Raw genomic sequence first — 20,559 nt, 5'->3', positions numbered from 1 at the left:
TAGAGACGATCGAGCTGCGACTGGCGGCCACGACGGATAGCGCGGTTGCGACGCGCGTGGGTTTCAAGCGGGTTTTGTGCGCGGTGCAGGAGACGCACAGTCGACCACTGAAGAAGTGTCGGCTGGATGGAAGGCGTGATCGGTGCGGTGGCGAACTTTCGGACGCACGGCGACGCCCTGTCGTATACCCAGGGGTCGGCGAGAAAGTGCGGTCGGGAGGTGGTATGGAGCGCCGACTTGTGCCGGCCGCTTCCAGAGAGCCGCGCAGATCAGAACAGCAAGCGCGTGATTGGCTTGCGTACCTACCTGTCTACGCGGATCGTCGCGAGCTGTCGCAACGGCGACAGTTTTGATTCGGTTCTATACAACACTGATAGCAGAGGTTAAAGCAGGGGCATACATCAGGAATCAGGAGTGGCGCGACATGATCGACCGTCGCATCGCATCGCGCCATACTCAATCCGACACGCCGAAGATCAGGTCCCACCCTTCGTCACAACCGGCACCCAGGCCCCGTTCTTCACCTGATACAGCGTCGACCCCGCGTTCTTCAACGCGCCGTTGCTGTCGAATGCGATATGGCCGGTCACGCCGTCGAAGCTGATGCTCTTCAGCGCGGGCCGATAGGTCGCCGGCGACGTCGATTTCGCGGCCTCCATCGCCTTGATCGCGGCCCACGCGGCGTCATAGCCGAACGGCGCATACGACAGGATATCGACGCCGAAGCGCTTCTTGAACTTCGCCGAGAAGTCCTTGCCACCCGGCAGTTGCGCGAGCGGCCGGCCGTATTCCCAGGCCATCACGCCGTCGGCCGCATCGCCGGCAAGCTTGATGAACTCGGGATCCATCACGCCGCCGCCGCCGACCAGCTGCGCGTGCAGGCCGAGCTGCTTCATCTGCTTCGCGACCGACGCCGCCTGCGTGTCGAGTCCGCCGAAGAACAGCAGATCCACGTCGGCGGATTTGATCTTGGTCAGCTGCGTGCGGAAATCGACGGCCTGGTTCGACGTGAACTCGTGCGTGACGAGATTGCCGCCGTGCGCCTTCACGGCCTTCTCGAATTCGTCGGCTTCGCCCTGGCCGAACGCGGTGCGGTCGTCGAGGATCGCGATGCGCTTCGCCTTCGTCACTTCGACCGCGTAGATGCCCGCGTTGCCGGCGTTCTGCGCATCGGTCGAGATCACCATGAACGCGTTCGCGAACCCCTGATTGACGATCACCGGATTCGTCGCAGCCGGATCGATCATCGGAATGCCGGCGTTTTCGTAGATTCGCGATGCCGGAATCGTCGTCCCCGAATTGAAGTGGCCGACGACCACCGAGACGTTCTGGTCGACGAGTTTCTGTGCGGCCTGCACGCCGATGCGCGGGTCGGCCTGATCGTCTTCGGCCACCAGATTGAAGTGCGCGACCTTGTCGCCGATGTGGATCTTCTGCGCATTCGCCTCGTCGAGCGCGAGCTGCACGCCATTCTGCAGATCTTTGCCGTAGCCGGCGTTCGCACCGGTCAGCGGCGCCGCGAAGCCGATCGTGACCGTCAGGTCGTCGGCGAAGCTCGCGAGCGGCGCGGCCGCGACCAGCGCGGCGAGTGTCACGGCGAGGGGTTTCAGCGTCTTGCTAAGACTCATGGCGACTCCTTCCATCGGCAGGTTAGTGATTCGACAACCCTCGTGCGTCGCGAGCAACGTGTCGCGATGCCGGTGTCCTCGATGTATTTCTCGATGTGTACGCCCGACGATTCAGCGTACGGACAATCCGGTCATGCGGGCAATGCTGGAAAACGCGCAATACGCTGAGATGCGCGAGTTGCACACAACATCACGGGAGCAGCCCGTGGCAGGCCGGAACGAATGTGAGAGCGGATCGGCCTGCCGACGTGGCGCGAATATAAAAAGCCAATTTGCGAACGTCTTGGCAGAACGCCGCGCTTCGCGTGCGCATTTCGGCACAGCGTCGCGCGGGTTTTATGTAGACGAATACAGGGGATGCACGGTCAGGATAGAACGCGCGGAAGGAGGTGAGGCGTTAGCGGTCGTCCTGCAGGCGCAGGACTTCGTCGCGAAGGCGCAGCAACGGTGCTTTCGTGTCATCGTCGGCCCAGGTGTCCAGGTCGTCGATCGCGCGTTGACAGCCGTCGAGCACGATGTCGAAGTCGATCGGGATGCCGTTCGCCAGCGCGAACTGCAGCGTCTCCGCGAACTGCTGGCATTCTTCGGCGCCGTACGAGATGTCGAGGTTGTCGGCGATCACTTCGGCGATGCTGCTGCGCGCGCGATCGTCGGCGGCGACCATGTCGATCACGCCGCGCGCGACTTCGGGCGCGTGATAGAGCGCGATGTCGAGCCAGTGTGCGGGATCGAAATCCGGCTCGTCGAATTGCGCCTCGAAGAATTCGATCGCTTCCTGTTCGTGCGTTTCGCCGGCGTCGACGCTCGCGCACATCTCTTCAAAAATTTCTTCGCGTTCGCTGCGAATGGTGCCGTCCATCTGAACCTCGTTCGTTGCCTGTGTGCGGTGTGGGTTTATAGGTGATGCAGACGCGATGTGATCGCGCGGCCCGCATTATAGGCGTTGCGGATGCCGCGCTACACCGTGGCCGCGACCCATGCGTCGAACCACTCGCGCGGCTTCGCGATCTCGTCCTGCGCGGCAACGAGTTCGAGTTCGTAGCGGCCCGCTTCCCACGTCGTGCGCACGACCGCGTTGACGGCGGCGAGCGTGTGCTCGAACGCGGCGCGCAGCGGATCGCCGAGCAGCGTGCGCGCGACGAACACCGCGCTCGTCAGATCGCCGACACCGACCGGCTGTCGAGCGAACGGATACAACGGACGCTGGCCCATCCACGCTTCGCGTTCAGTGACGACGAGCATGTTGAAGCGGTCGGCGGGAGAGTTGCGGTCGAGTAGATGTTTGACGAGCACGATCTTCGGACCGCGTCGGATCACTTCGCGACATGCAACCAGCGCTTCGTCGACGGTTTCGATCGTGCGGCCGACGAGGCGTTGCAGTTCGCTGTGATTCGGTGCGAGGCCGTCGGCGATTTCGGGCATCCGGTTCACCAGGAACTCCTGGATGCCGGGCTCGACCTTGCAGCCGGTCGTCGTGCCCATCACCGGATCGCAGAAGTACCACGCGCGCGGATTCGCGGCCTTCACCGACGCGACGATGTCGATCACCGCCTGCGCCTGCTCGGGTGTGCCGAGGTAGCCGGACAGCACCGCGTCGCAGCGCGGCAGCATGCCGATCGCCCCGATCCCGTCGACGAGATCGACCATCTGGTTGGAATCGATCGCGCTGCCGGTCCAGTGGCCGTATTGCGTGTGGTTCGAGAACTGCACGGTATTGAGCGGCCAGACGTTGACGCCGAGCCGGCGCATCGGAAACTCCGACGCGCTGTTGCCCGCATGCCCGAAGACGACGTGCGACTGGATGCTCAAAACGTTTTTCATGGTCGGTCGAGGGTGGCGCGTTGAGAGGGCGAACTGAGTGCGAGGCCCGCTGGACGCGCTGAACGGCGCGCGGGCGGGCTATCGGGAGACGATACAGGAGTTTTTGCGCACCGTAACGGTGCCGTGGGGCGGGTGTTGCGGGAAATCGTCAGCGGGGGCGGGTCGGGCTGGATGTTCGGATCGAGTTGCGCAGTCCGAACCACCCAGCCGGCCCCTTCAAACCAGCGACCGATACAGATCGAGATAACGCTGCGCCGACGCCCCCCAGCCGAAATCCTGCCGCATCGCGCGCTGCTGCGTGGCCTTCCATTCGGTGCGCCGCGCATACAGCGCGAACGCGCGGCGGATCGCGCCGGCGAGCGCGTCCGGCTCGAAGCGCTCGAAGACGAAGCCCGTCGCGAGATCGTCGGCGAGATTTTCCAGCGACGCATCGACGACCGTATCCGCCAGCCCACCCACCCGATGCACGAGCGGCAGCGACCCATACGCGAGCGCGTACAGCTGCGTGAGCCCGCAGGGCTCGAAGCGCGACGGCACCGCGATCACATCGCTGCCGGCGACGATCGCGTGCGCGAGCGGCTCGTCGAAACCGCGTTCGACCGCCACCGCATCCGGATGCGCATGCGCGACGCGCAGCAGACCCGCTTCGAGTGCAGGGTCGCCGGTGCCGAGCACGACCAGTTGACCCCCACGCGACACGATCTCCGGCAGCGCGCCGAGCAGCAGGTCGAGACCCTTCTGTTCGGTCAACCGGCTGACGACGCCGAACAGCAGCGCATCGCTTTTCTGCGCGAGTCCGAAGTGCGCCTGCAGTGCGGTCTTGCACGCGCGCTTGCCGGTGAGGCGCGTGCTCGTGTAGCGGGTCGGTAGTGCTTCGTCGACGGATGGATTCCACACCGCGTAATCGACACCGTTCAGGATGCCCGACAGATCGTGCGTGCGCGCGCGCAGCAGCGCATCGAGACCGCCGCCTTGCGCGAGCGTCTGGATCTCGCGTGCGTAAGTCGGGCTCACGGTGGTGAGCCGGTCGCTGTAGTAGAGGCCGGCTTTCAGGAACGACAGCTGACCGTAGAACTCGACGCCGTGCATGCTGAAGAAATCGGCGGGCAGGCCGAGATGGCCGAACTCCTGTGCGGGGAAAATGCCCTGATACGCGAGGTTATGCACGGTGAACACCGTGCGCGCGAAGGTCCGGCCGGCCGCGCGTTCTGCAGCCTTCAGATAGGCGGGGGCGAGGCCAGCGTGCCAGTCGTGCGCGTGGATGATCTGCGGCGCCCACGCGGAATCGACTCGCTGTGCGAGCTGCGCCGCGGTCCAGCCGAGCAGTGCGAAACGCTGTGCGTTGTCGCCGTACGGGACGTGCTCGGCGTCGAGATACGGATTGCCGGGCCGGTTGTACAGCGCGTCGTCGCGGATCATGTAAACCGAAAGACCGCTCGAAGGCAGCGTGCCGAGTTCGAGCGTCGCGTGCGACAGCGTGCCTCGATGCCCCAATGGATGCGCCAGTTTTGCAACGGGCCGCAGATCCGCGAGACCGGCCGCGACGGCAGGGAAGCCAGGCAGCAGCACGCGGACGTCGGCGCCGCGTTCGATCAGCGCGGGCGGCAGCGCACCGGCTACGTCGGCGAGACCGCCGGTCTTGAGAAGCGGATACAACTCGCTGGCGACATGCAGCGCACGGATCGTCATAAGCTCTGGACCTGTGAAAAACCGGGATGGACTAGGGTGGTGTTGTGCGGACGTGTTGTTCGCGACGCCCGTGAGGTACGCATTGCTCGTGAGGTGCACGACGCGCATCGTGCACACCGCGTGCATCCTGCACATCGCGGACAGCGCGGTCGACGTCGACCGTGCATCCGATGCGTACTCCGCGCCCGACGCAGATCGTGAGCACGCGGCGTACCCGACATACCGCCAGGGGAACGCCGCGCCCGCCCGTCAATGTGCCGCCGCCTGCTGACGCCGCAGCGCTTCGGCCGTGACCAGCACGACGCCCGCGTCGGTCCGGTAAAAGCGCTCGCCGTCGAGCACCGGGTCTTCGCCGATCACGGTGCCGTCCGGAATCGAACACCCCCGGTCGATCACCACGCGACGCAATCGGCAACTCGCACCGACCGTCACCTGTGGCAGCAAGACTGCCTCATTGATGTTACAGAACGACTTCACGAGCACGTTCGACGACAGCACCGAGCGCGCGACCTGCGAGCCGCTGATCACGCAGCCGCCGCACACGATCAGGTTGGTCGACGAGCCTTGCTGGCCGTTCAGGTCGCGCACGAACTTCGCGGGCGGCAGTTGCTCCATGTGCGTCCAGATCGGCCAGTTGCGGTCGTACAGATCGAGCGCGGGAATCGTCGATGCGAGATCAAGATTGGCTGCCCAGTACGCGTCGATCGTACCGACGTCGCGCCAGTACGATTCGGCGTTCGGATCGGACGTCACGCACGACATGCTGAACGGATGCGCGATCGCGTGGCCCTGCGTGACGACGCGCGGGATGATGTCCTTGCCGAAGTCGTGATCGGTCGTGCCGCTCGTGATGTTTTCTTCGAGCAGCGAGTACAGGTAGTCCGCGTTGAACACATAGATGCCCATGCTCGCGAGCGCGATGTCGGGGCGACCGGGCATCGCGGGCGGATCGGCGGGTTTTTCGACGAAGCCGGTCACGCGCCGCGATTCGTCGACGGCCATCACGCCGAACGCGGTCGCTTCCATTCGCGGCACCTCGATGCAGCCGACCGTGCAGTCCGCGCCGCTCTCCGTGTGATCGAGGATCATCCGCGTGTAGTCCATCTTGTAGATGTGGTCGCCGGCCAGCACGATCACGTACTTCGGGCGGATCGACCGGACGATGTCGAGATTCTGGAACACCGCGTCGGCGGTGCCGCGATACCAGTGCGCGCCTTCGACGCGCTGCTGCGCCGGCCACAGATCGATGAACTCGTTGAACTCGCCGCGCAGAAACCCCCAGCCGCGCTGCACGTGCCGCAGCAGCGAATGCGCCTTGTACTGCGTCACCACGGCGATGCGTCGTATGCCCGAGTTCAGGCAGTTGGACAACGCAAAATCGACGATCCGGTATTTACCGCCGAAATGCACGGCGGGTTTCACGCGTTTGTTCGTGAGCGGCCCGAGCCGGGTGCCGCGCCCGCCCGCCAGAACGATGGCGAGGGTAGTGTGCTGCAGATCGTTGAGACTGGCCGGTGTGTGCATGTACGTCTCCCTTATCTCTGTTTTCCCCCGGAGGGCCCTGGCGGGATGGCTACCCGCTCTCGTCGGATGTCGGTCGTCGCGGTTGTGCGGCACGTCCAGTATTTCTAGCACCGTTTCGCCGCGCGCGCTCGAATGGATGGTTTTTGGGATGAGATTTTGATCGGGCGGTGGGTGAGGGACTGGGATTCGCGTTGCGCGGATTGGGTGGGGTTTGCGATGGAGTGGGTGGTGGTGACGCGCGTGCTGAGTCGTGCCGGCGCGTTGTGCGGCAATGCAATATTGAAAGCGGTGGGCGTGGGGTGGCGTGGTTCGATGCGGGCGAAGGGCGTCCCGCTCCAGGCTATGTGCCCAACTCGCAGCGATCTACGTGCCGCACCGGTAGAATCGGCGGCTCCGATCCGCATGAGGCCTTCCGTCGATGAATCCGAGCCGTCACTCCTTTGCCGCGTGGTTCGTCGCGGGTGTCTTTACGTGCGTCGCGCCGGTGACCGGAGCGTTCGCCGCCGGCGGTGCGTCGGGTGCGGTGACTGTGCAGTCCGGTGCGGTCAGCAGCATGCCGGCGTCACCGGCCACGGCTGCGGATGCCGCCTCGGCAGCCGGCAACGATGGACCGGCCTACGGTCCCGAGCTGGAGGGCTTCACGTACCCGGCGCCGGTGCATCGGTTCGATTTCACGTCGCAGGGCGAGGCGCTGCACATGGCGTATCTCGATGTGCAGCCCGAGCAGCCGAACGGCCGCGTCGCCGTGCTGCTGCACGGCAAGAACTTCTGCTCGGCGACGTGGGAAGGCACGATCCGCCGGCTATCCGATGCGGGTTATCGCGTGATCGCGCCGGACCAGATCGGCTTCTGCAAATCGAGCAAGCCGATGCGCTATCAATACAGCTTCCAGCAACTCGCGCGCAACACGAACGCGCTGCTCGCTTCGCTCGGCATCGAGCGCGCGACAATCATCGGCCACTCGACGGGCGGCATGCTGGGGATCCGCTACGCGTTGATGTACCCGACGCAGACGCAGCAACTGGTGCTCGTGAATCCGATCGGCCTCGAGGACTGGAAGGCGAAGGGCGTGCCGTCGCTGTCGATCGACCAGTGGTACGCACGCGAACTGAAGACGACCGCCGAAGGCATCCGCCGCTACGAGCAGGCGACGTATTACGCGGGACAGTGGCGCGCCGACTACGAGCCGTGGGTGCAGATGCTCGCGGGCATGTATCGCGGGCCGGGCAAGAACGTGGTCGCGTGGAATTCGGCGCTGCTGTACGACATGATCTATACGCAGCCGGTCGTGTATGAACTGGGTCAGTTGAAGATGCCGACGCTGCTGTTGATCGGCGACAAGGACACGACCGCGATCGGCAAGGACGCGGCGCCGCCGGACGTCCGCGCGAAGCTCGGCCACTATCCCGAACTCGCGAAGCTCACGCAGCAGGCGATTCCGCATGCGCGGCTCGTCGAGTTCGCGGAGCTGGGGCACGCGCCGCAGATGCAGGATCCGCAGGCATTCCATAAGGCGCTGCTGGATGGGTTGGCGGCGGTGCCGGCGGATCGGTAGAGTTTGAAGGGTGCCGCGCGCGCTACTTTTTCTCGGCCGCCAGCTCTTCGTGAATCTGCGCCCCAATCTCAAACGACCGCAGCCTTGCCGCATGATCGTAAATCTGCCCGGTGAGGATCAACTCATCGGCCTCGGTCTGCGCGAGGATCGATTTCAGCCCTTCGCGCACTTCGTCGGGATTGCCGATCGCCGTGCATGCGAGCGAATGCGCGACGCCGGCGAGTTCGTGATCAGCCGCTTCGAGGTGCTCGACGGGCGGCTGCAACTGGCCCGGCGTCCCGCGCCGCAGATTGATGAACTGCTGCTGCAATGACGTGAAGAGGCGGCGGGCGTCGTCGGAGGAGTCGGCGGCGAACAGGTTCACGCCGACCATCGCGTACGGCTTCGCCAGCGTCTCCGACGGCCGGAACTGCGAGCGGTACACGCGCAGCGCCGTCAGCAGATGATCGGGTGCGAAGTGCGACGCGAACGCGAACGGCAACCCGAGCGCAGCCGCGAGCTGCGCACTGAACAGACTCGAACCGAGCAGCCACAGCGGCACGTGCAACCCTGCACCGGGCACCGCGCGCACGCGCTGGCCCGGCACCGGGTCCGCGAAATAACGCTGCAGTTCGACGACGTCGTCGGGAAACGAATCGGCGCTGCCTTGCAGATCGCGGCGTAGCGCACGGGCGGTCGTCTGGTCGGTACCGGGCGCACGGCCGAGTCCGAGATCGATCCGCCCAGGGTACAGCGATGCGAGCGTGCCGAACTGCTCAGCGATCACGAGCGGCGCGTGGTTCGGCAGCATCACGCCGCCGGAGCCGACGCGGATCGTCTGCGTGCCTCCCGCGACGTGACCGATCACCACCGACGTCGCCGCGCTCGCGATGCCCGTCATGTTGTGATGCTCGGCGAGCCAGAAGCGTCGATAGCCCCAGCGCTCGACGTGCTGCGCGAGATCGAGCGTGTTGCGGAACGCATCCGTCGCCGACGAGCCGGCGTTGATGGGCGAGAGATCGAGAACCGAGAAGGGAATCATGAGGTATCCGGGGAGGCGCAGAGCGGGGGCGCTCGATGCGTTGATGTATTGGGTGTTCGATTGCAGTGTTCGTTATGGACCGCACCCGCTGAACCAGATGAAGCGCAAGCTTCACGAAAGCGGGCGGCACGAGCGGATTGTGCCAAAGCGGACGGATTCGCGCTGACGGCCGCGCGAAGTCCATAATCGCAGCAGGGTGTTGTGGGCGATGGGGCGGGCCGACTGTACCGGTTGATTGCGGCTGGCTTCGTCGGATGACGTTCAACGGTATCTGGAGGCACACCATGCAGCAAGAGACCCTACGTGAAACGCTCGATGCACACTGGCGCGCATCAGCGGCCGGCGATCTCGACGCGGAACACGACATCTATCACGACGATGCGATCTGCGACTATCCGCAATCGGGTGAACGGATTCTCGGGCGCGCGAATCTGCAGGCGCTGCGTGGACATCATCCGGGCAAGCCGTCGGGTTTCCACATCAAGCGGATTGTGGGCGAGGGCAATCTGTGGGTCACGGAATACACGATCGACTACAAAGGGCAGATGGCTTTTACCGTCAGCATCATGGAGTTTCGCGACGGCAAGGTCGCTCACGAGACCCAGTACTTCACGGATCCTTTCGATGCACCGGCGTGGCGGAGTCAGTGGGTGCAGCGGATCGGTTGAATGCATGTGCCGCGTGACTGCGCTATCGGCGCGCGTCCGGTCGTTCGCAGGCCTGCGAAGTCGCGGTATCCTGTGGTGTCGCTTTACGCGGAATGACCGCATCGGACTCCATGTTCTTCCGACACACACTGCTTGCTGTTGCGATGGCCGGCGCGCTGTTTGCGCTTGGCGGTTGCGACGATCGACAGGGCGAACGCGCCGTGCAGACACTCAAGGAATTTTTCAACGCCGTCAAACCGGACGCGATGCTGCTCAAGGGGCTGACGCCTGGCGTCACGACCGTGGACCAGGTCCGCGCGCAGATGGGCAAGCCCGAGACCGAGCGGCGCTTCGCCGACGGCTCGACGCGGCTCGAATATCCGCGCGGCCCGCAGGGCCTCAACACCTACATGGTCGACATCGGCCCCGACGGCCGGCTGCAGGCGATCACCCAGGTCCTGACCGCCGCGAACTTCGCGAAGATCCACATCGGCATGACCGACGACCAGGTGCGTCGCCTGCTCGGCAAACCGGGCGAGGTCGCCGTGTATCCGCTGAAACCCGAAACCGTATGGAGCTGGAAGTGGCGCGAAGGCGGCGTCACCGAGGAGGGCATGTTCAACGTGCACTTCGGCCCCGACCACACGGTGACGACCACGTCGCGTTCCGACGTGATCCGCGGCCGATGAGATCGACGATGGAGACACGCGAATGAACCGTCGGCGACCTTCGCGGATCGGCCTCGTGCTCGGCGGCGGCGCGGCGCGTGGCTGGGCGCACATCGGCGCGATCCGCGCGCTGCACGACGCGGGCATCAAGCCGGATGTCGTGTGCGGCACGTCGATCGGCGCGCTGGTCGGCGCGGTCTATGCGAACGGCGATCTCGACTGGCTCGAAGAATGGGTGTCGCGACTCACGTGGCAGACCGTCGTGCGGCTGCTCGATCTGCGGCTGTCGGGCGGATTGCTCGGCGGCAAGAAGGTGATCCAGGTTTTTGCGGACCGGTTCAACGGCTGCGCGATCGCCGACCTGCGGATGCCGTTCGCTGCCGTCGCCACCGAACTCGATACGGGCCGCGAAACGTGGCTGCAGGACGGCAGCGTGGTGGATGCGGTGCGCGCGTCGATTGCGATTCCGGGGATTTTTACGCCGGTCTGGCATGACGGGGTGTGGCTGGTCGACGGTGGGTTGAGTAATCCGGTGCCGGTATCGGTGGCGCGCGGGATGCGGGCCGATTGCGTGATTGCCGTCGATCTGAATAACGATATTTTGAATGGGCGGAATCTGGGCGGGTTGGTGGCCGCTACGCCGGTGCATATGTCGAAGCTCGATGTGCCATCGGATACAGGCGAGGCTGCCGCGACTCTATCCGACGAAGCCGTCGCGCCGCCGCAGCTACTGCGTCGTAACGGCAAGCCGTGGCCGCGCTGGCTGCAACCGGCGCCCGGCTACGAAAGCCAGGACGTGCGCGTGCCGCCGGCGCCGAGTGCGCGTGTGCCTTCGATGCTGAGTTCGGTCGCGCAGGGCATCGACATCATGCAGGTGCGGATTACACGCAGCCGTCTTGCGGGTGAGCCTGCGGATATTTTGATTCAACCGCGTCTGGCCGGGATGGGGATCTTCGATTTTCATCGGGCGGCGCCGGCGATTGCGGAAGGGCGGGCGGCGGTGGAGGCGATGATGCCGGCGATTCGGGGGCGGTTGGGGTTGGAGTGAGGGGTGCGTGGCGCGTGATGGTGGACGATCAACGTCCAATCTCGCCCGAAATAGTGCGGCCTTCGCTTTCAAGTTTAGATGTGGACAGCCGGCCAGGATAGCGATGCTCGACGTTTCGAGCATCGCTCCCACTGCCCGTTCATTACGCCTTCGAAGAAGGGCGATCCGATAGCCGGTCGTACCAGTTCTGCAATGCATCGAATCCGGCGGGAATACTCATCTTCATGCCACCCGCCGCGAAATCGACCGTCACCAGTGCCGTGATGTCGGCTGCCGAAAATTCGTCGCCTGCCACGAAGGGCACGGTCTTCAGACGCTCGTTGAAGTCGGCGAAGAAGTTCGACACGCGCAGCTTGCTGCGCTCGACGATCTCGGGAATCTGCTGGTAAGCATGCGGGCCCGACAATGCGCGTCCCTTCAGTCCAGCGACCGCGTTTCGCACGCCTTCCATCACCGCCGCGAATCCGTCGAGTTCCGCGCGTCGTTCCCACATCGCGACGAGTGCCTTCTGCTGCGGCGTGGTGCCAAGCAAGATACGCTTTCCGGGATAGGCTTCCTCGACGTAGCGCCAGATTGCCGGGACTTCGCCGATCGCCGTGCCGTTTTCCAGCACAAGCGTCGGAACCTGCAGACGAGGGTTGATTGCTGCGTAGGCATCGGAGAATTGCTCTTTCGCACCCAGGTCTACTGGCTTGATTGCAATCTCAATGCCTTTCTCGGCAAGAAAAATCCGCACCCGGCGAGCGTTGGGAGACGCCTTGGATTCGTAAAGCGTGAGGTTGTTTTCCATATGAGTTCATTCCGACAGGAGGATACGAATTGCCCGCCCGGCATTGGGTGCACAGGTGAGTACGCGAGGTCGCTTCAGCCAGCGGTCTTGCCGCCGTCGACAGTCAGAATCTGACCGGTGACGAACGCGGCGCCATCCGCTGCGAGATAGAGCACCGCCGCGGCGATGTCGTCGGGCTTGCCGATGCGTGCGAGCGGCACCGTGGCTGCGAGCGCCGCCTTGTTCTCCGCGGTGCTGGTGAAGCGGTCCAGCATGCCGGTATCGGTTGGCCCGGGCGCGACGGCGTTGACGCGAACGCCCGTCGAGGCCACCTCGAGCGCGGCCGATTTCGTGATGCCTTCGACCGCGTGCTTGCTGCCGGCATAAACCGATGCGAATGCAGCGCCTTCATGACCGTAAGTGGACGAGATGTTGACGATGCTTCCGCCCTTTTGCGCAGTCATCACGCGCAGTTCGTGCTTGAGGCTCAGCAGCGTGCCGAGCACGTTAGTGTCGAACGTGTCGGCATAACTGTCGGCCGTTTGCTCGACGACGGGTCCGGGCCGACCTTCCGTACCGGCATTGTTGACGGCTACGTCCAGCCGGCCGTAGCGAGCGATGGTCTGGTCCACCAGGCTGCGGACTTCTTCGTCGCGGCGCACGTCCGCCTGGACGAAGTGTGCTTCGGCGCCGGCGTCGCGAAGTTCGGCTTCGAGTGCCGCGCCTTCCGCTGCGCGGCGACCCGATACGACGAGTCGCGCGCCAGAACGGGCGAACGCGAAGGCGGTTGCACGGCCAATACCCGTGAGAGCACCAGTAATGAGAACGACGGGGTGGTTCATGTGAGGCTCCTGTCAGTCAGGTTGACGACACGCTGTTCGTGTCGTGTTGCCCGGTGCGCTCGACGGCACCGGCTTCAGGCGAGTGTGGAATACGTCAAAGTTTCGAGCCGCCGTCGACGCGCAAGGTGTCTCCGCTTATCCAGCGCGCGTCGTCGGAGGCGAGAAACACGGCGGCGCCCGCGATATCGTCGGGTTGCGCGATGCGTTTGAGTGCCTGCATGCCCAGTGTGAAATCGCGGCCCGCATCCGTTTTCGCGAAGTTCGACATATCTGTTTCGACGACGCCCGGCGCGATCGCGTTGACGCGGATGCCACGCGAGCCGAGCGCGGAGGCAAGGTGGACCACGAGCGTATCGACGGCGCCTTTGGTCGCCGCGTATGCCGACAGATTGTTCACAGCCGCTCGCGCCGCGAGCGACGACAACAACACGACGCTGCTGCCGTCGCCCAGCACGGGCAGCAATTGCTGCACGAGGAAGAATGGCGCGCGTACGTTGACGGCGAACATGTCGTCGAAATCCTCGACGGTCGCTTCTTCGAGCGGCGCGGCCTTCGAGATGCCCGCGTTCGCCACGAGAATGTCGAGCCGTTCGCCTGTCAGCGCACGCACGCGTTTCGCAAGTTCATGCGGTCCGTGCGCATCGCGCAGATCGGCGGCGACCTTGTCGGCCTGTCCTCCCGCTGCGCGAATTGCCGAGACGACAGCGTCGGCAGCCTGCGCGGCGTTGCTGTAGTGAACCACCACGCGAGCGCCTGCTTTCGCGAGTGCGATGGCGGTGGCGCGGCCGATGCCGCGCGATGCGCCCGTTACGAGCGCCGTCTTGCCGGTCAGACTGGTCATGATGAAACTCCGTTCGATGTTGTGTGAGAGCGGCTTATGCCCGAGACGCTTCCGCTTGTGCTTCCGAGAGAAATCTGTCGACGTGTGCGACGAAGCGTTCCGGGTACTGGTACAGCGAGCCGTGATTGGCGTCCGGATAGAGGATCAGTTGCGCATTGGGAATGTGTTGCTGCAGGTGCCACGAGTTGATCGAGTAGATGATCACGTCGTTGTCGCCGTTGATCACAAGCGTCGGTTGCTTCAGGGCAGCCAGATAGTCGTACGGGTTCTCGCGCGGGACGCCCCACTTCGCGAGTGCGGCGAGTTGTGCGGGCGCGACCTGGTCGCCGGCTTGCGGATCGCGGTTGTCGGTGCGCCGACGGAACCGTTCGATAAAGCCGCGGCCCGCCGCCTGGCTCGCTTCGGAAGGCGTGAAGTGCACCCGCAGCCACAGGTCGTCGGGGTGTGCGTACGACGCGCCGAAAATCGCCTGCGCTTCCGGCGTGAGCGTTGCCATGCCTTCGCCGCTGCGCGGACCCGTCCCGACGAGAATCACACGGCGCACGAGCTGGGGCTTCGCGATCGCAAGCTCCTGTGCGATCAATCCACCCATCGAAAAGCCGAGCACGTCGACCTGGGTCAATCCGAGTGCTTCGATGAATGCGCCGGCATTGGCGGCCATCTCTTCGATCGACTCGGGTACCGTTCCGGAACTGCTCGAAATGCCCGCGTTGTTGAACAGGATCACTTCACGGTTTTGCGCGAGACCGTCGGTTACGGCGGGGTCCCAGTGGTCCATGGTGCCGGTGAAATGAATGTTCATGACGAGCGGCACGCCGCCGGGATTGCCGAAGCGGCGGTAAGCGAACCGGATGCCGTTGGCTTCGACGAACCGGGTCGGCGCGGTCTGGTGAGTGTGGTGGGTCATGGCAGTTGTCCTTTGTGAAACCGGTTGATCAGGCGTGCGGCACGACGTGGCTCGAATGTCCGGGGCAGGCTTACCGCGTTGCCCGGCCCGTCTGCGTTTTGTCGCGCCGCCTTGAGAGTTAATGTAGGCGTGCCGGATCGCGAGGAAAAAGACTTTATAAGCTGTGCGGCATGCCTGAGAGGCATGGTCCTCAGGCATGCGTCACGATGCCGTCCGACCGCCGTTTACACGCAATACTTCGCCGGTCATGAAGGTGGCCGACGCGACGTACACGATCGCTTCGGCGATTTCGTCGGGCGTGCCGGCGCGTTTGAGCGGAACGGTGTCGAGAAACGTCGCCTTGCGTTCCGGGGTCTGCGTCAGGCGGTCGAGCATCGGCGTCTGCACGGGGCCGGGCGCGACGGCGTTGACCCGCACGCCGAGTGCGGCGGCTTCGAGTGCCGCCGACTTCGTCAGGCCTTCGACCGCATGCTTGCTCGCGACATACAGCGACGCGCCTGCTGCACCCCGCACGCCCATCGTCGACGACACATTGACGATGCTGCCGCTGCGCTGCGCCGACATCGCACGCAACTCGTGCTTCATCGCGAGCAGGGTGCCGAGCACGTTCGCGTCGAAGACGGCGGCGTAGCGCGCGGATGTCTGTTCGACGAGGGGCGCGGATTCGCCTTCCGTACCGGCCGCGTTTACCGCGATGTCGAGTCTGCCGAAGCGGGCGACCGTGTGCTCGACGAGGGCCTGCACGTCGTCTTCGGCGCGCACGTCGGCCTCGATGAATTCCGCTTGCGCACCGAGCGAGCGAAGCGCGCCGGCAAGCGCCTCGCCTTCGTCGGCACGTCGGCCCGAGATCACGATGCAGGCTTTCGCACGCGCGAAGGCGAGAGCGGTCGCGCGGCCGATGCCGCTCAATGCGCCCGTGACGAGCACTACGGTCTGTTCGTTCATGCTGGTTCCTTAAGTGTGTTCTTCGATCGAATCGACGCGATCGACGTAGAACGCGAGGTGATCGCGGATCGCTGCGACAGCGGGGTAAGGCGATTCGTAAGTCCAGACGGCGTGGCTGGCGCGTTCGCCGCCCGATGGGATCGAGAAGTACGCGGCGTCGCCCTTGTACGGACAGTAGGTGGAATGGTCGGTGCGCTCGAGCAGCGCCATGTCGACATCCTTTCTCGGGATATAAAACACGGGCGGGTAGTGCGCTTCACGCAATGTCAGCGCGTCGCGGGTGTCGGCGATCACGCGGCCCGCGAGCCTGACCGTCACTCGCGACGGATTGGGCGCGATGGCGATCGGGTGATCGGGGCCGGGAATCTTCACGGTTTTTCCCGTGTCGGGTGCGCGATTGGGTTCATTGCTGGTGGACATGACGTCACTCCCTGAATCAGGCGGTCTGGTCGATCGGTGCTTCGGCGGCGGTGTCGTTGCGCGCGTCGTCGTAGGCGGAAAAGTCGGTGTAGGCGCGCTCGTCACCGCCCCAGAATGCGTCGCGTTGATACGGCGTGAGCGGCAGGTTGCGACGCAGGCGCTCAGGCAAATCCGGGTTCGACGAAAACCAGCGGCCGAACGCGACGAGATCGGCATCGCCGCGTTGCAGGATCTGCTCGGCGCCTGCGCGATCGAAGCCGCCGGCGGCGATGATCGGTCCGTCGAAAAAACCGCGCAGGAACGACGATGCGACGGGCGCCTGACCTTCGTCGAGGGTTTCCGTACCCATCACGCGCGGCTCGATGACATGCAGATAGGCGAGGCCATATCCGTTCAGGCGAGCGGCGAGATGCCCGAAGGTCGCTTCGGGGTTGCTGTCCGAAATGGCTCCCCAGCGCCCGCTCGGCGAGACGCGCACACCCACGCGATCAGCGCCCCATACGGACGCGAATGCATCCACCAGTTCCAGCGAGAAACGCGCGCGCTTTTCGATCGTGCCGCCGTACGCGTCCGTGCGTTTGTTGGTGCCGTCCTGCAGGAACGTGTCGGCGAGATAGCCGTTCGCGTTGTGCAGCTCGACGCCATCGAAACCGGCGGCTTTCGCACGTTCCGCCGCGCGCCGGAACGATTCGACGATGAGCGGAATTTCACCGGCCTCCAGTGCGCGATGCGGCGAGTTCGGCACCCAGCCGTTCTGTGTGAACACGGTTGTTTCGTACGGCACGACGGAGGGCGCAACGGGCGCGTTGCCCCGGCTCAGATCGACGTGCGACTGACGGCCGTCGTGCGCGATCTGCATGAAGATGTGCGCGCCTTTCGCGTGAACAGCGTCGGTGACCTTCTTCCACGCTTCGACATGCTCGTCGGTGTAGATGCCCGGTGCGCCGAGATAGCCGCGGCTGTCGTAGGAGGGATGCGCGCTTTCCGTGATCAGCAGGCCGCCCTGCGATGCGCGCTGCCGGTAGTATTCGACCATCATCGCGCTCGGGCTGTCGTCGGGACTGGAGCGTAGACGCGTCATCGGCGCGTGAACGATGCGATGGGACAGCGGTAAGCGTCCTATGGCGGTGGATGAGAACAGTTTGAAGTGTGCATCGGTCATTTCGGGTGCCTGTCGGGTAGATGTGATTGAGATGGGGTTGATGTGGATCGAATCCGTCGCGGTTATCGCGCTGCGGTCACAGTCGCGATCCGCCGTCGACGCGCAGCGTGTCGCCCGTGATCCAGTTCGCTTTGGGGGAAGCAAGAAAAGTCACGGCGCCGGCGATGTCGTCGGCCTGCGCGACGCGCTTCAACGCCTGCAGGCTCAGCGCGTAATCGCGGCCCGGGTCGGTTGTCACGAAGCTCGACATGTCGGTCGCGACGACGCCCGGCGCGACGGCGTTCACGCGCACACCGCGTCCTGCGAGCGCGGCGGCGAAGTGGCGCACGAGCGTATCGACTGCACCTTTGGTCGCGGCGTAAGCGGCCAGCTCGCCCACCGATGCGCGTGCCGCCAGCGACGACAGCAGCACGACGCTGCTGCCTTTGCACAGCATCGCCAGAAGCTGCTGGACGAGGAAGTAGGGGGCACGGACATTGACGGCAAAGAGGTCGTCGAAGTCTTCGACGGTCGTCTCTTCGATGCTGGCGGCCGTGGCAATGCCCGCGTTCGCAACGAGCACATCGAGCCGTCCGCCGACGATGGCTCGGACGCGGCGGGCGAGCAGGTAAGGGCCGTCGGCAGCGCGTAGATCAGCGGCGACTTTCTGCGCATGTCCACCGCTCGCGATGATCTCGGCGACGGCCGAATCGGCGGCTGCTTCGTTGCTGCTGTAATGCACGATCACCTGCGCGCCGGCGCGGCCGAGTGCAAGTGCGACGGCGCGCCCGATGCCGCGCGATGCGCCTGTGACGAGCGCGGTTTTTCCTGAGAGAGCGTTCATGACCAGGTTCCGTTGAGTGGCTCGGCGAGCCGTTGGCGATCGAGGCGGCGACGGGGCGGCAATAACACCCAAGCATGACTGCGAGACTGCGCTGCCGATTGCCGCACCGCACGACGCGACCGCTGGCAGGTAATCTAGACCCCGCTTGCGTAACGGAAAAAGACTTTGTAGGCTTGCCGGCATGCCTTGAAAGCATCGCCGCGAAATGCCGTGCAGCCGTGCCGCGCAGCCGTGCGGGAACGGGGCGAAACAGGAGAAAGCATGGAGCTACGCCATCTGCGCTATTTCGTTGCTGTCGCGGAGACAGGCAGTCTTACTGTTGCCGCCGAGCAGCGGCTGTTCACGTCGCAGCCATCGCTGAGCCGGCAGATCCGCGATCTCGAGGACGAAGTCAGCGCGGAACTGTTCAGCCGCAGCGCGCGCGGGGTCGAGTTGACGGCGTCGGGCAAGGTCTTTCTCGACCACGCACGGCTTGCGCTCGCGCAGGTCGACGCCGCGATCGAGGCGGCGCGCCGTGCTGCGCGTCCGGCGAAGCAGGTGTTTGCGCTCGGCTTTCTGACGGGTCAGGAAATGACATGGCTGCCGCGCGCGATGCGCGTGCTGCACGACGAATTGCCGAACATCGATGTCACGATTTCGAGCGGCTATTCGCCCGATCTCGCCGACGCCGTGGCGCGCGGCAAGCTCGATCTCGCATTCGTCCGTACGGAGCCGGGACTGGATCTCGAATATCGCGTCGTCTATCGCGAGAAACTGGTCGTGCTGATGCCGAGCGACCATTCGCTGACGGAGAAGGCAGCGATCCATCCATCGGACCTGCAAGGCGAAGCGTTTGTGATGGCGTCGAACAAGGCACGCGTGCTGCACGACGTGGTCGCGCGATATCTGCGCGAAAACGGGCTCGATCCGAAGCCCGAGCATGGCGTCGACAACCTGGCGATGGCCATGTCCCTCGTTGCATCGACGCGCGGTTTGTCGCTGATGCCCGAGTATGCGAACAATCTGCTGCCATGGTCGGTGGTGAGCCGGCCGCTGGAAGGAGACGCGCCGACCGTCGATCTCGCGATCGGCTACAGTCGCGCGAATTCGTCGCCTGCGCTTAAGCTGTTTTTGTCGCGAGCGGATGAACTGGTTGCCGCGAACTGAGTGAGGGCAGGTGTCCCCTCAAGCATTCGGCCCATCCCGATCCCTCCGCTTAACCGCCACAACAATCGCGCTCCCAACAATCAAAACAATCCCGGTAAGCGACAGCGGCGCAATCGTCTCACCCCACAAGAAGTAACCAAACAGCGCAGCCCATACGATGCTCGTGTAGTTAAACGGCGCGAGCGGTCCAGCATCAGCCTGGCGATAAGCAATGGTGAGCAGCAACTGCCCGATGGTGGCAAACGTACCGAGCAACGCAAATATCCCAAGCGCTTGCCACGATGGCGTCAGCCACTGAAACGGCAGCGAGCACGCAGTAACAACCGTCCCGACCGCAGTAAAGAACAAAACGGTGGTCCGCGAGTCGTCGCTCGAATGAATCCGCTTGATCTGCAAAATGGAAAGCGCGCCGAACAGCGCACTCAACACCAGACACACAGGACCGAGCCAGCTCGAATGCTCGCCTCCCGGCCGCACTACCAGCAACACGCCAACAAAACCGACCACAGCCGAAAGCGCAGCACGTCGTGTCATCGACTCACGCAGAAGCAACGGCGCCAGCACGACCACCAGCAACGTCTCCGAGTATGCAATCGACACAGCTTCACCCAGCGGCATATAAGGCAGCCCGGCAAAGAAAAGGCATGAGCAAATCAGCAGCGTAACCGCGCGAATGCTCTGGCCTTTCAGATCGAGCGACCTGAGTTGCTGTGTAATCGAAAGACGTCCGTGCTGGAAAGCCAGCATCGCCGGAAAGAGCCCAAACAGCATCCGGAAGAACGTCACTTCGTTCGCTGGATAGTTCAGGCTGACTGACTTCCCGAGCGCATCGACGACAGCGAAGCAAAACATCGACGCGAGGATATAGCCGATGCTGTTGATCGGCAGAGACGACGGGCGCGTGGCGAACGAGGAGGGCATGAGAATCGGCGAGCCAATGTGAAAGCAGAACAGCTTCGATTTTTAAAGTCCACAGATCATACATTCGGCTGATATTCCGCGGGTTGCCCGATTGGAATCCTCTGACACTCCCTTTCAAAGAAAATCTGGTAAGGACGCTCCCACTTCACTTGCGTCGTCGGCACGTATATTTTTCAGGCTGC

20 protein-coding genes are annotated in these 20,559 nt (G+C 64.2%); 5 read left to right on the top strand and 15 right to left on the bottom strand.

The window, feature by feature from the left end; all coding sequences use genetic code 11:
- Positions 1 to 476: 476 nt before the first annotated feature.
- The 5 genes from E1748_RS21835 to glgC form a co-directional block, all read right to left on the bottom strand.
- Positions 477 to 1,628, bottom strand: coding sequence for a branched-chain amino acid ABC transporter substrate-binding protein (locus E1748_RS21835; RefSeq protein WP_133649218.1), 1,152 nt, complete (start codon positions 1,626 to 1,628; stop codon positions 477 to 479).
- A 397-nt stretch (positions 1,629 to 2,025) separates the two neighbouring features.
- Entirely contained in the window at positions 2,026 to 2,487 is a 462-nt protein-coding gene (locus E1748_RS21830) for a hypothetical protein (protein WP_133649217.1), read from the bottom strand.
- Positions 2,488 to 2,585: 98 nt separating this feature from the next.
- On the bottom strand, positions 2,586 to 3,449 hold the full coding sequence (pdxY, locus tag E1748_RS21825; protein ID WP_133649216.1) for a pyridoxal kinase PdxY: 864 nt from the start codon (positions 3,447 to 3,449) through the stop codon (positions 2,586 to 2,588).
- Positions 3,450 to 3,665: 216 nt separating this feature from the next.
- Complete coding sequence (gene glgA, locus E1748_RS21820; protein WP_133649215.1) at positions 3,666 to 5,138, bottom strand: glycogen synthase GlgA; 1,473 nt, start codon at positions 5,136 to 5,138, stop codon at positions 3,666 to 3,668.
- Positions 5,139 to 5,387: 249 nt separating this feature from the next.
- On the bottom strand, positions 5,388 to 6,662 hold the full coding sequence (gene glgC / locus E1748_RS21815; protein WP_133649214.1) for a glucose-1-phosphate adenylyltransferase: 1,275 nt from the start codon (positions 6,660 to 6,662) through the stop codon (positions 5,388 to 5,390).
- A gap of 418 nt (positions 6,663 to 7,080) precedes the next feature.
- Between glgC and E1748_RS21810 the strand changes: the two genes are divergently transcribed.
- On the top strand, positions 7,081 to 8,217 hold the full coding sequence (locus tag E1748_RS21810) for an alpha/beta fold hydrolase (RefSeq protein WP_133649213.1): 1,137 nt from the start codon (positions 7,081 to 7,083) through the stop codon (positions 8,215 to 8,217).
- Between the two features lie 22 nt (positions 8,218 to 8,239).
- Here the strand turns inward: E1748_RS21810 and E1748_RS21805 are convergent, their stop codons facing one another.
- Complete coding sequence (locus tag E1748_RS21805) at positions 8,240 to 9,238, bottom strand: LLM class flavin-dependent oxidoreductase (protein ID WP_133649212.1); 999 nt, start codon at positions 9,236 to 9,238, stop codon at positions 8,240 to 8,242.
- Between the two features lie 284 nt (positions 9,239 to 9,522).
- On the opposite strand from E1748_RS21805, the gene E1748_RS21800 reads away from it, so the two are divergent.
- The 3 genes from E1748_RS21800 to E1748_RS21790 all read left to right on the top strand — a co-directional run bounded on the left by E1748_RS21800 (position 9,523) and on the right by E1748_RS21790 (position 11,601).
- The gene (locus E1748_RS21800) at positions 9,523 to 9,906 is read left to right on the top strand and encodes a nuclear transport factor 2 family protein (RefSeq protein ID WP_133649211.1); all 384 of its coding nucleotides are present in this window, start codon (positions 9,523 to 9,525) and stop codon (positions 9,904 to 9,906) included.
- A gap of 143 nt (positions 9,907 to 10,049) precedes the next feature.
- Positions 10,050 to 10,574, top strand: a complete 525-nt coding sequence (locus tag E1748_RS21795) for an outer membrane protein assembly factor BamE domain-containing protein (RefSeq protein WP_133649210.1) — start codon at positions 10,050 to 10,052, stop codon at positions 10,572 to 10,574.
- 22 nt (positions 10,575 to 10,596) lie between these two features.
- A complete protein-coding gene (locus tag E1748_RS21790; protein WP_133649209.1) occupies positions 10,597 to 11,601 on the top strand; it encodes a patatin-like phospholipase family protein in 1,005 nt (334 codons plus the stop codon).
- A gap of 142 nt (positions 11,602 to 11,743) precedes the next feature.
- Here E1748_RS21790 and E1748_RS21785 read toward each other — a convergent pair whose 3' ends face one another.
- The 8 genes from E1748_RS21785 to E1748_RS21750 all read right to left on the bottom strand — a co-directional run bounded on the left by E1748_RS21785 (position 11,744) and on the right by E1748_RS21750 (position 18,310).
- On the bottom strand, positions 11,744 to 12,391 hold the full coding sequence (locus tag E1748_RS21785; RefSeq protein WP_133649208.1) for a glutathione S-transferase family protein: 648 nt from the start codon (positions 12,389 to 12,391) through the stop codon (positions 11,744 to 11,746).
- 74 nt (positions 12,392 to 12,465) lie between these two features.
- Positions 12,466 to 13,212, bottom strand: coding sequence for a glucose 1-dehydrogenase (locus E1748_RS21780; protein ID WP_133649207.1), 747 nt, complete (start codon positions 13,210 to 13,212; stop codon positions 12,466 to 12,468).
- 94 nt (positions 13,213 to 13,306) lie between these two features.
- On the bottom strand, positions 13,307 to 14,053 hold the full coding sequence (locus tag E1748_RS21775; RefSeq protein WP_133649206.1) for an SDR family NAD(P)-dependent oxidoreductase: 747 nt from the start codon (positions 14,051 to 14,053) through the stop codon (positions 13,307 to 13,309).
- 34 nt (positions 14,054 to 14,087) lie between these two features.
- Positions 14,088 to 14,960, bottom strand: a complete 873-nt coding sequence (locus E1748_RS21770) for an alpha/beta hydrolase (RefSeq protein ID WP_133649205.1) — start codon at positions 14,958 to 14,960, stop codon at positions 14,088 to 14,090.
- Between the two features lie 201 nt (positions 14,961 to 15,161).
- Positions 15,162 to 15,905 (bottom strand): SDR family NAD(P)-dependent oxidoreductase, encoded by a 744-nt coding sequence (locus E1748_RS21765; RefSeq protein ID WP_133649204.1) that lies wholly within the window; start codon positions 15,903 to 15,905, stop codon positions 15,162 to 15,164.
- A 9-nt stretch (positions 15,906 to 15,914) separates the two neighbouring features.
- Positions 15,915 to 16,325, bottom strand: coding sequence for a DUF427 domain-containing protein (locus E1748_RS21760; RefSeq protein WP_133649203.1), 411 nt, complete (start codon positions 16,323 to 16,325; stop codon positions 15,915 to 15,917).
- 16 nt (positions 16,326 to 16,341) lie between these two features.
- Complete coding sequence (locus E1748_RS21755; protein WP_133649202.1) at positions 16,342 to 17,487, bottom strand: alkene reductase; 1,146 nt, start codon at positions 17,485 to 17,487, stop codon at positions 16,342 to 16,344.
- A 76-nt stretch (positions 17,488 to 17,563) separates the two neighbouring features.
- Positions 17,564 to 18,310: an SDR family NAD(P)-dependent oxidoreductase gene (locus E1748_RS21750; protein WP_133649201.1), complete on the bottom strand. Its 747-nt coding sequence runs from the start codon at positions 18,308 to 18,310 to the stop codon at positions 17,564 to 17,566.
- Positions 18,311 to 18,571: 261 nt separating this feature from the next.
- On the opposite strand from E1748_RS21750, the gene E1748_RS21745 reads away from it, so the two are divergent.
- Entirely contained in the window at positions 18,572 to 19,456 is an 885-nt protein-coding gene (locus E1748_RS21745; RefSeq protein ID WP_133649200.1) for a LysR family transcriptional regulator, read from the top strand.
- 18 nt (positions 19,457 to 19,474) lie between these two features.
- On the opposite strand, the gene E1748_RS21740 is transcribed toward E1748_RS21745, so the two are convergent.
- Positions 19,475 to 20,377, bottom strand: coding sequence for a DMT family transporter (locus E1748_RS21740; RefSeq protein ID WP_133649199.1), 903 nt, complete (start codon positions 20,375 to 20,377; stop codon positions 19,475 to 19,477).
- Between the last annotated feature and the right edge of the window lie 182 nt (positions 20,378 to 20,559).

It is taken from the genome of Paraburkholderia flava (assembly GCF_004359985.1).
Classification (GTDB): domain Bacteria; phylum Pseudomonadota; class Gammaproteobacteria; order Burkholderiales; family Burkholderiaceae; genus Paraburkholderia; species Paraburkholderia flava.
Note: the sequence above shows the minus strand (reverse complement) of the source record. Positions and strands in the feature narration are given on the sequence as shown.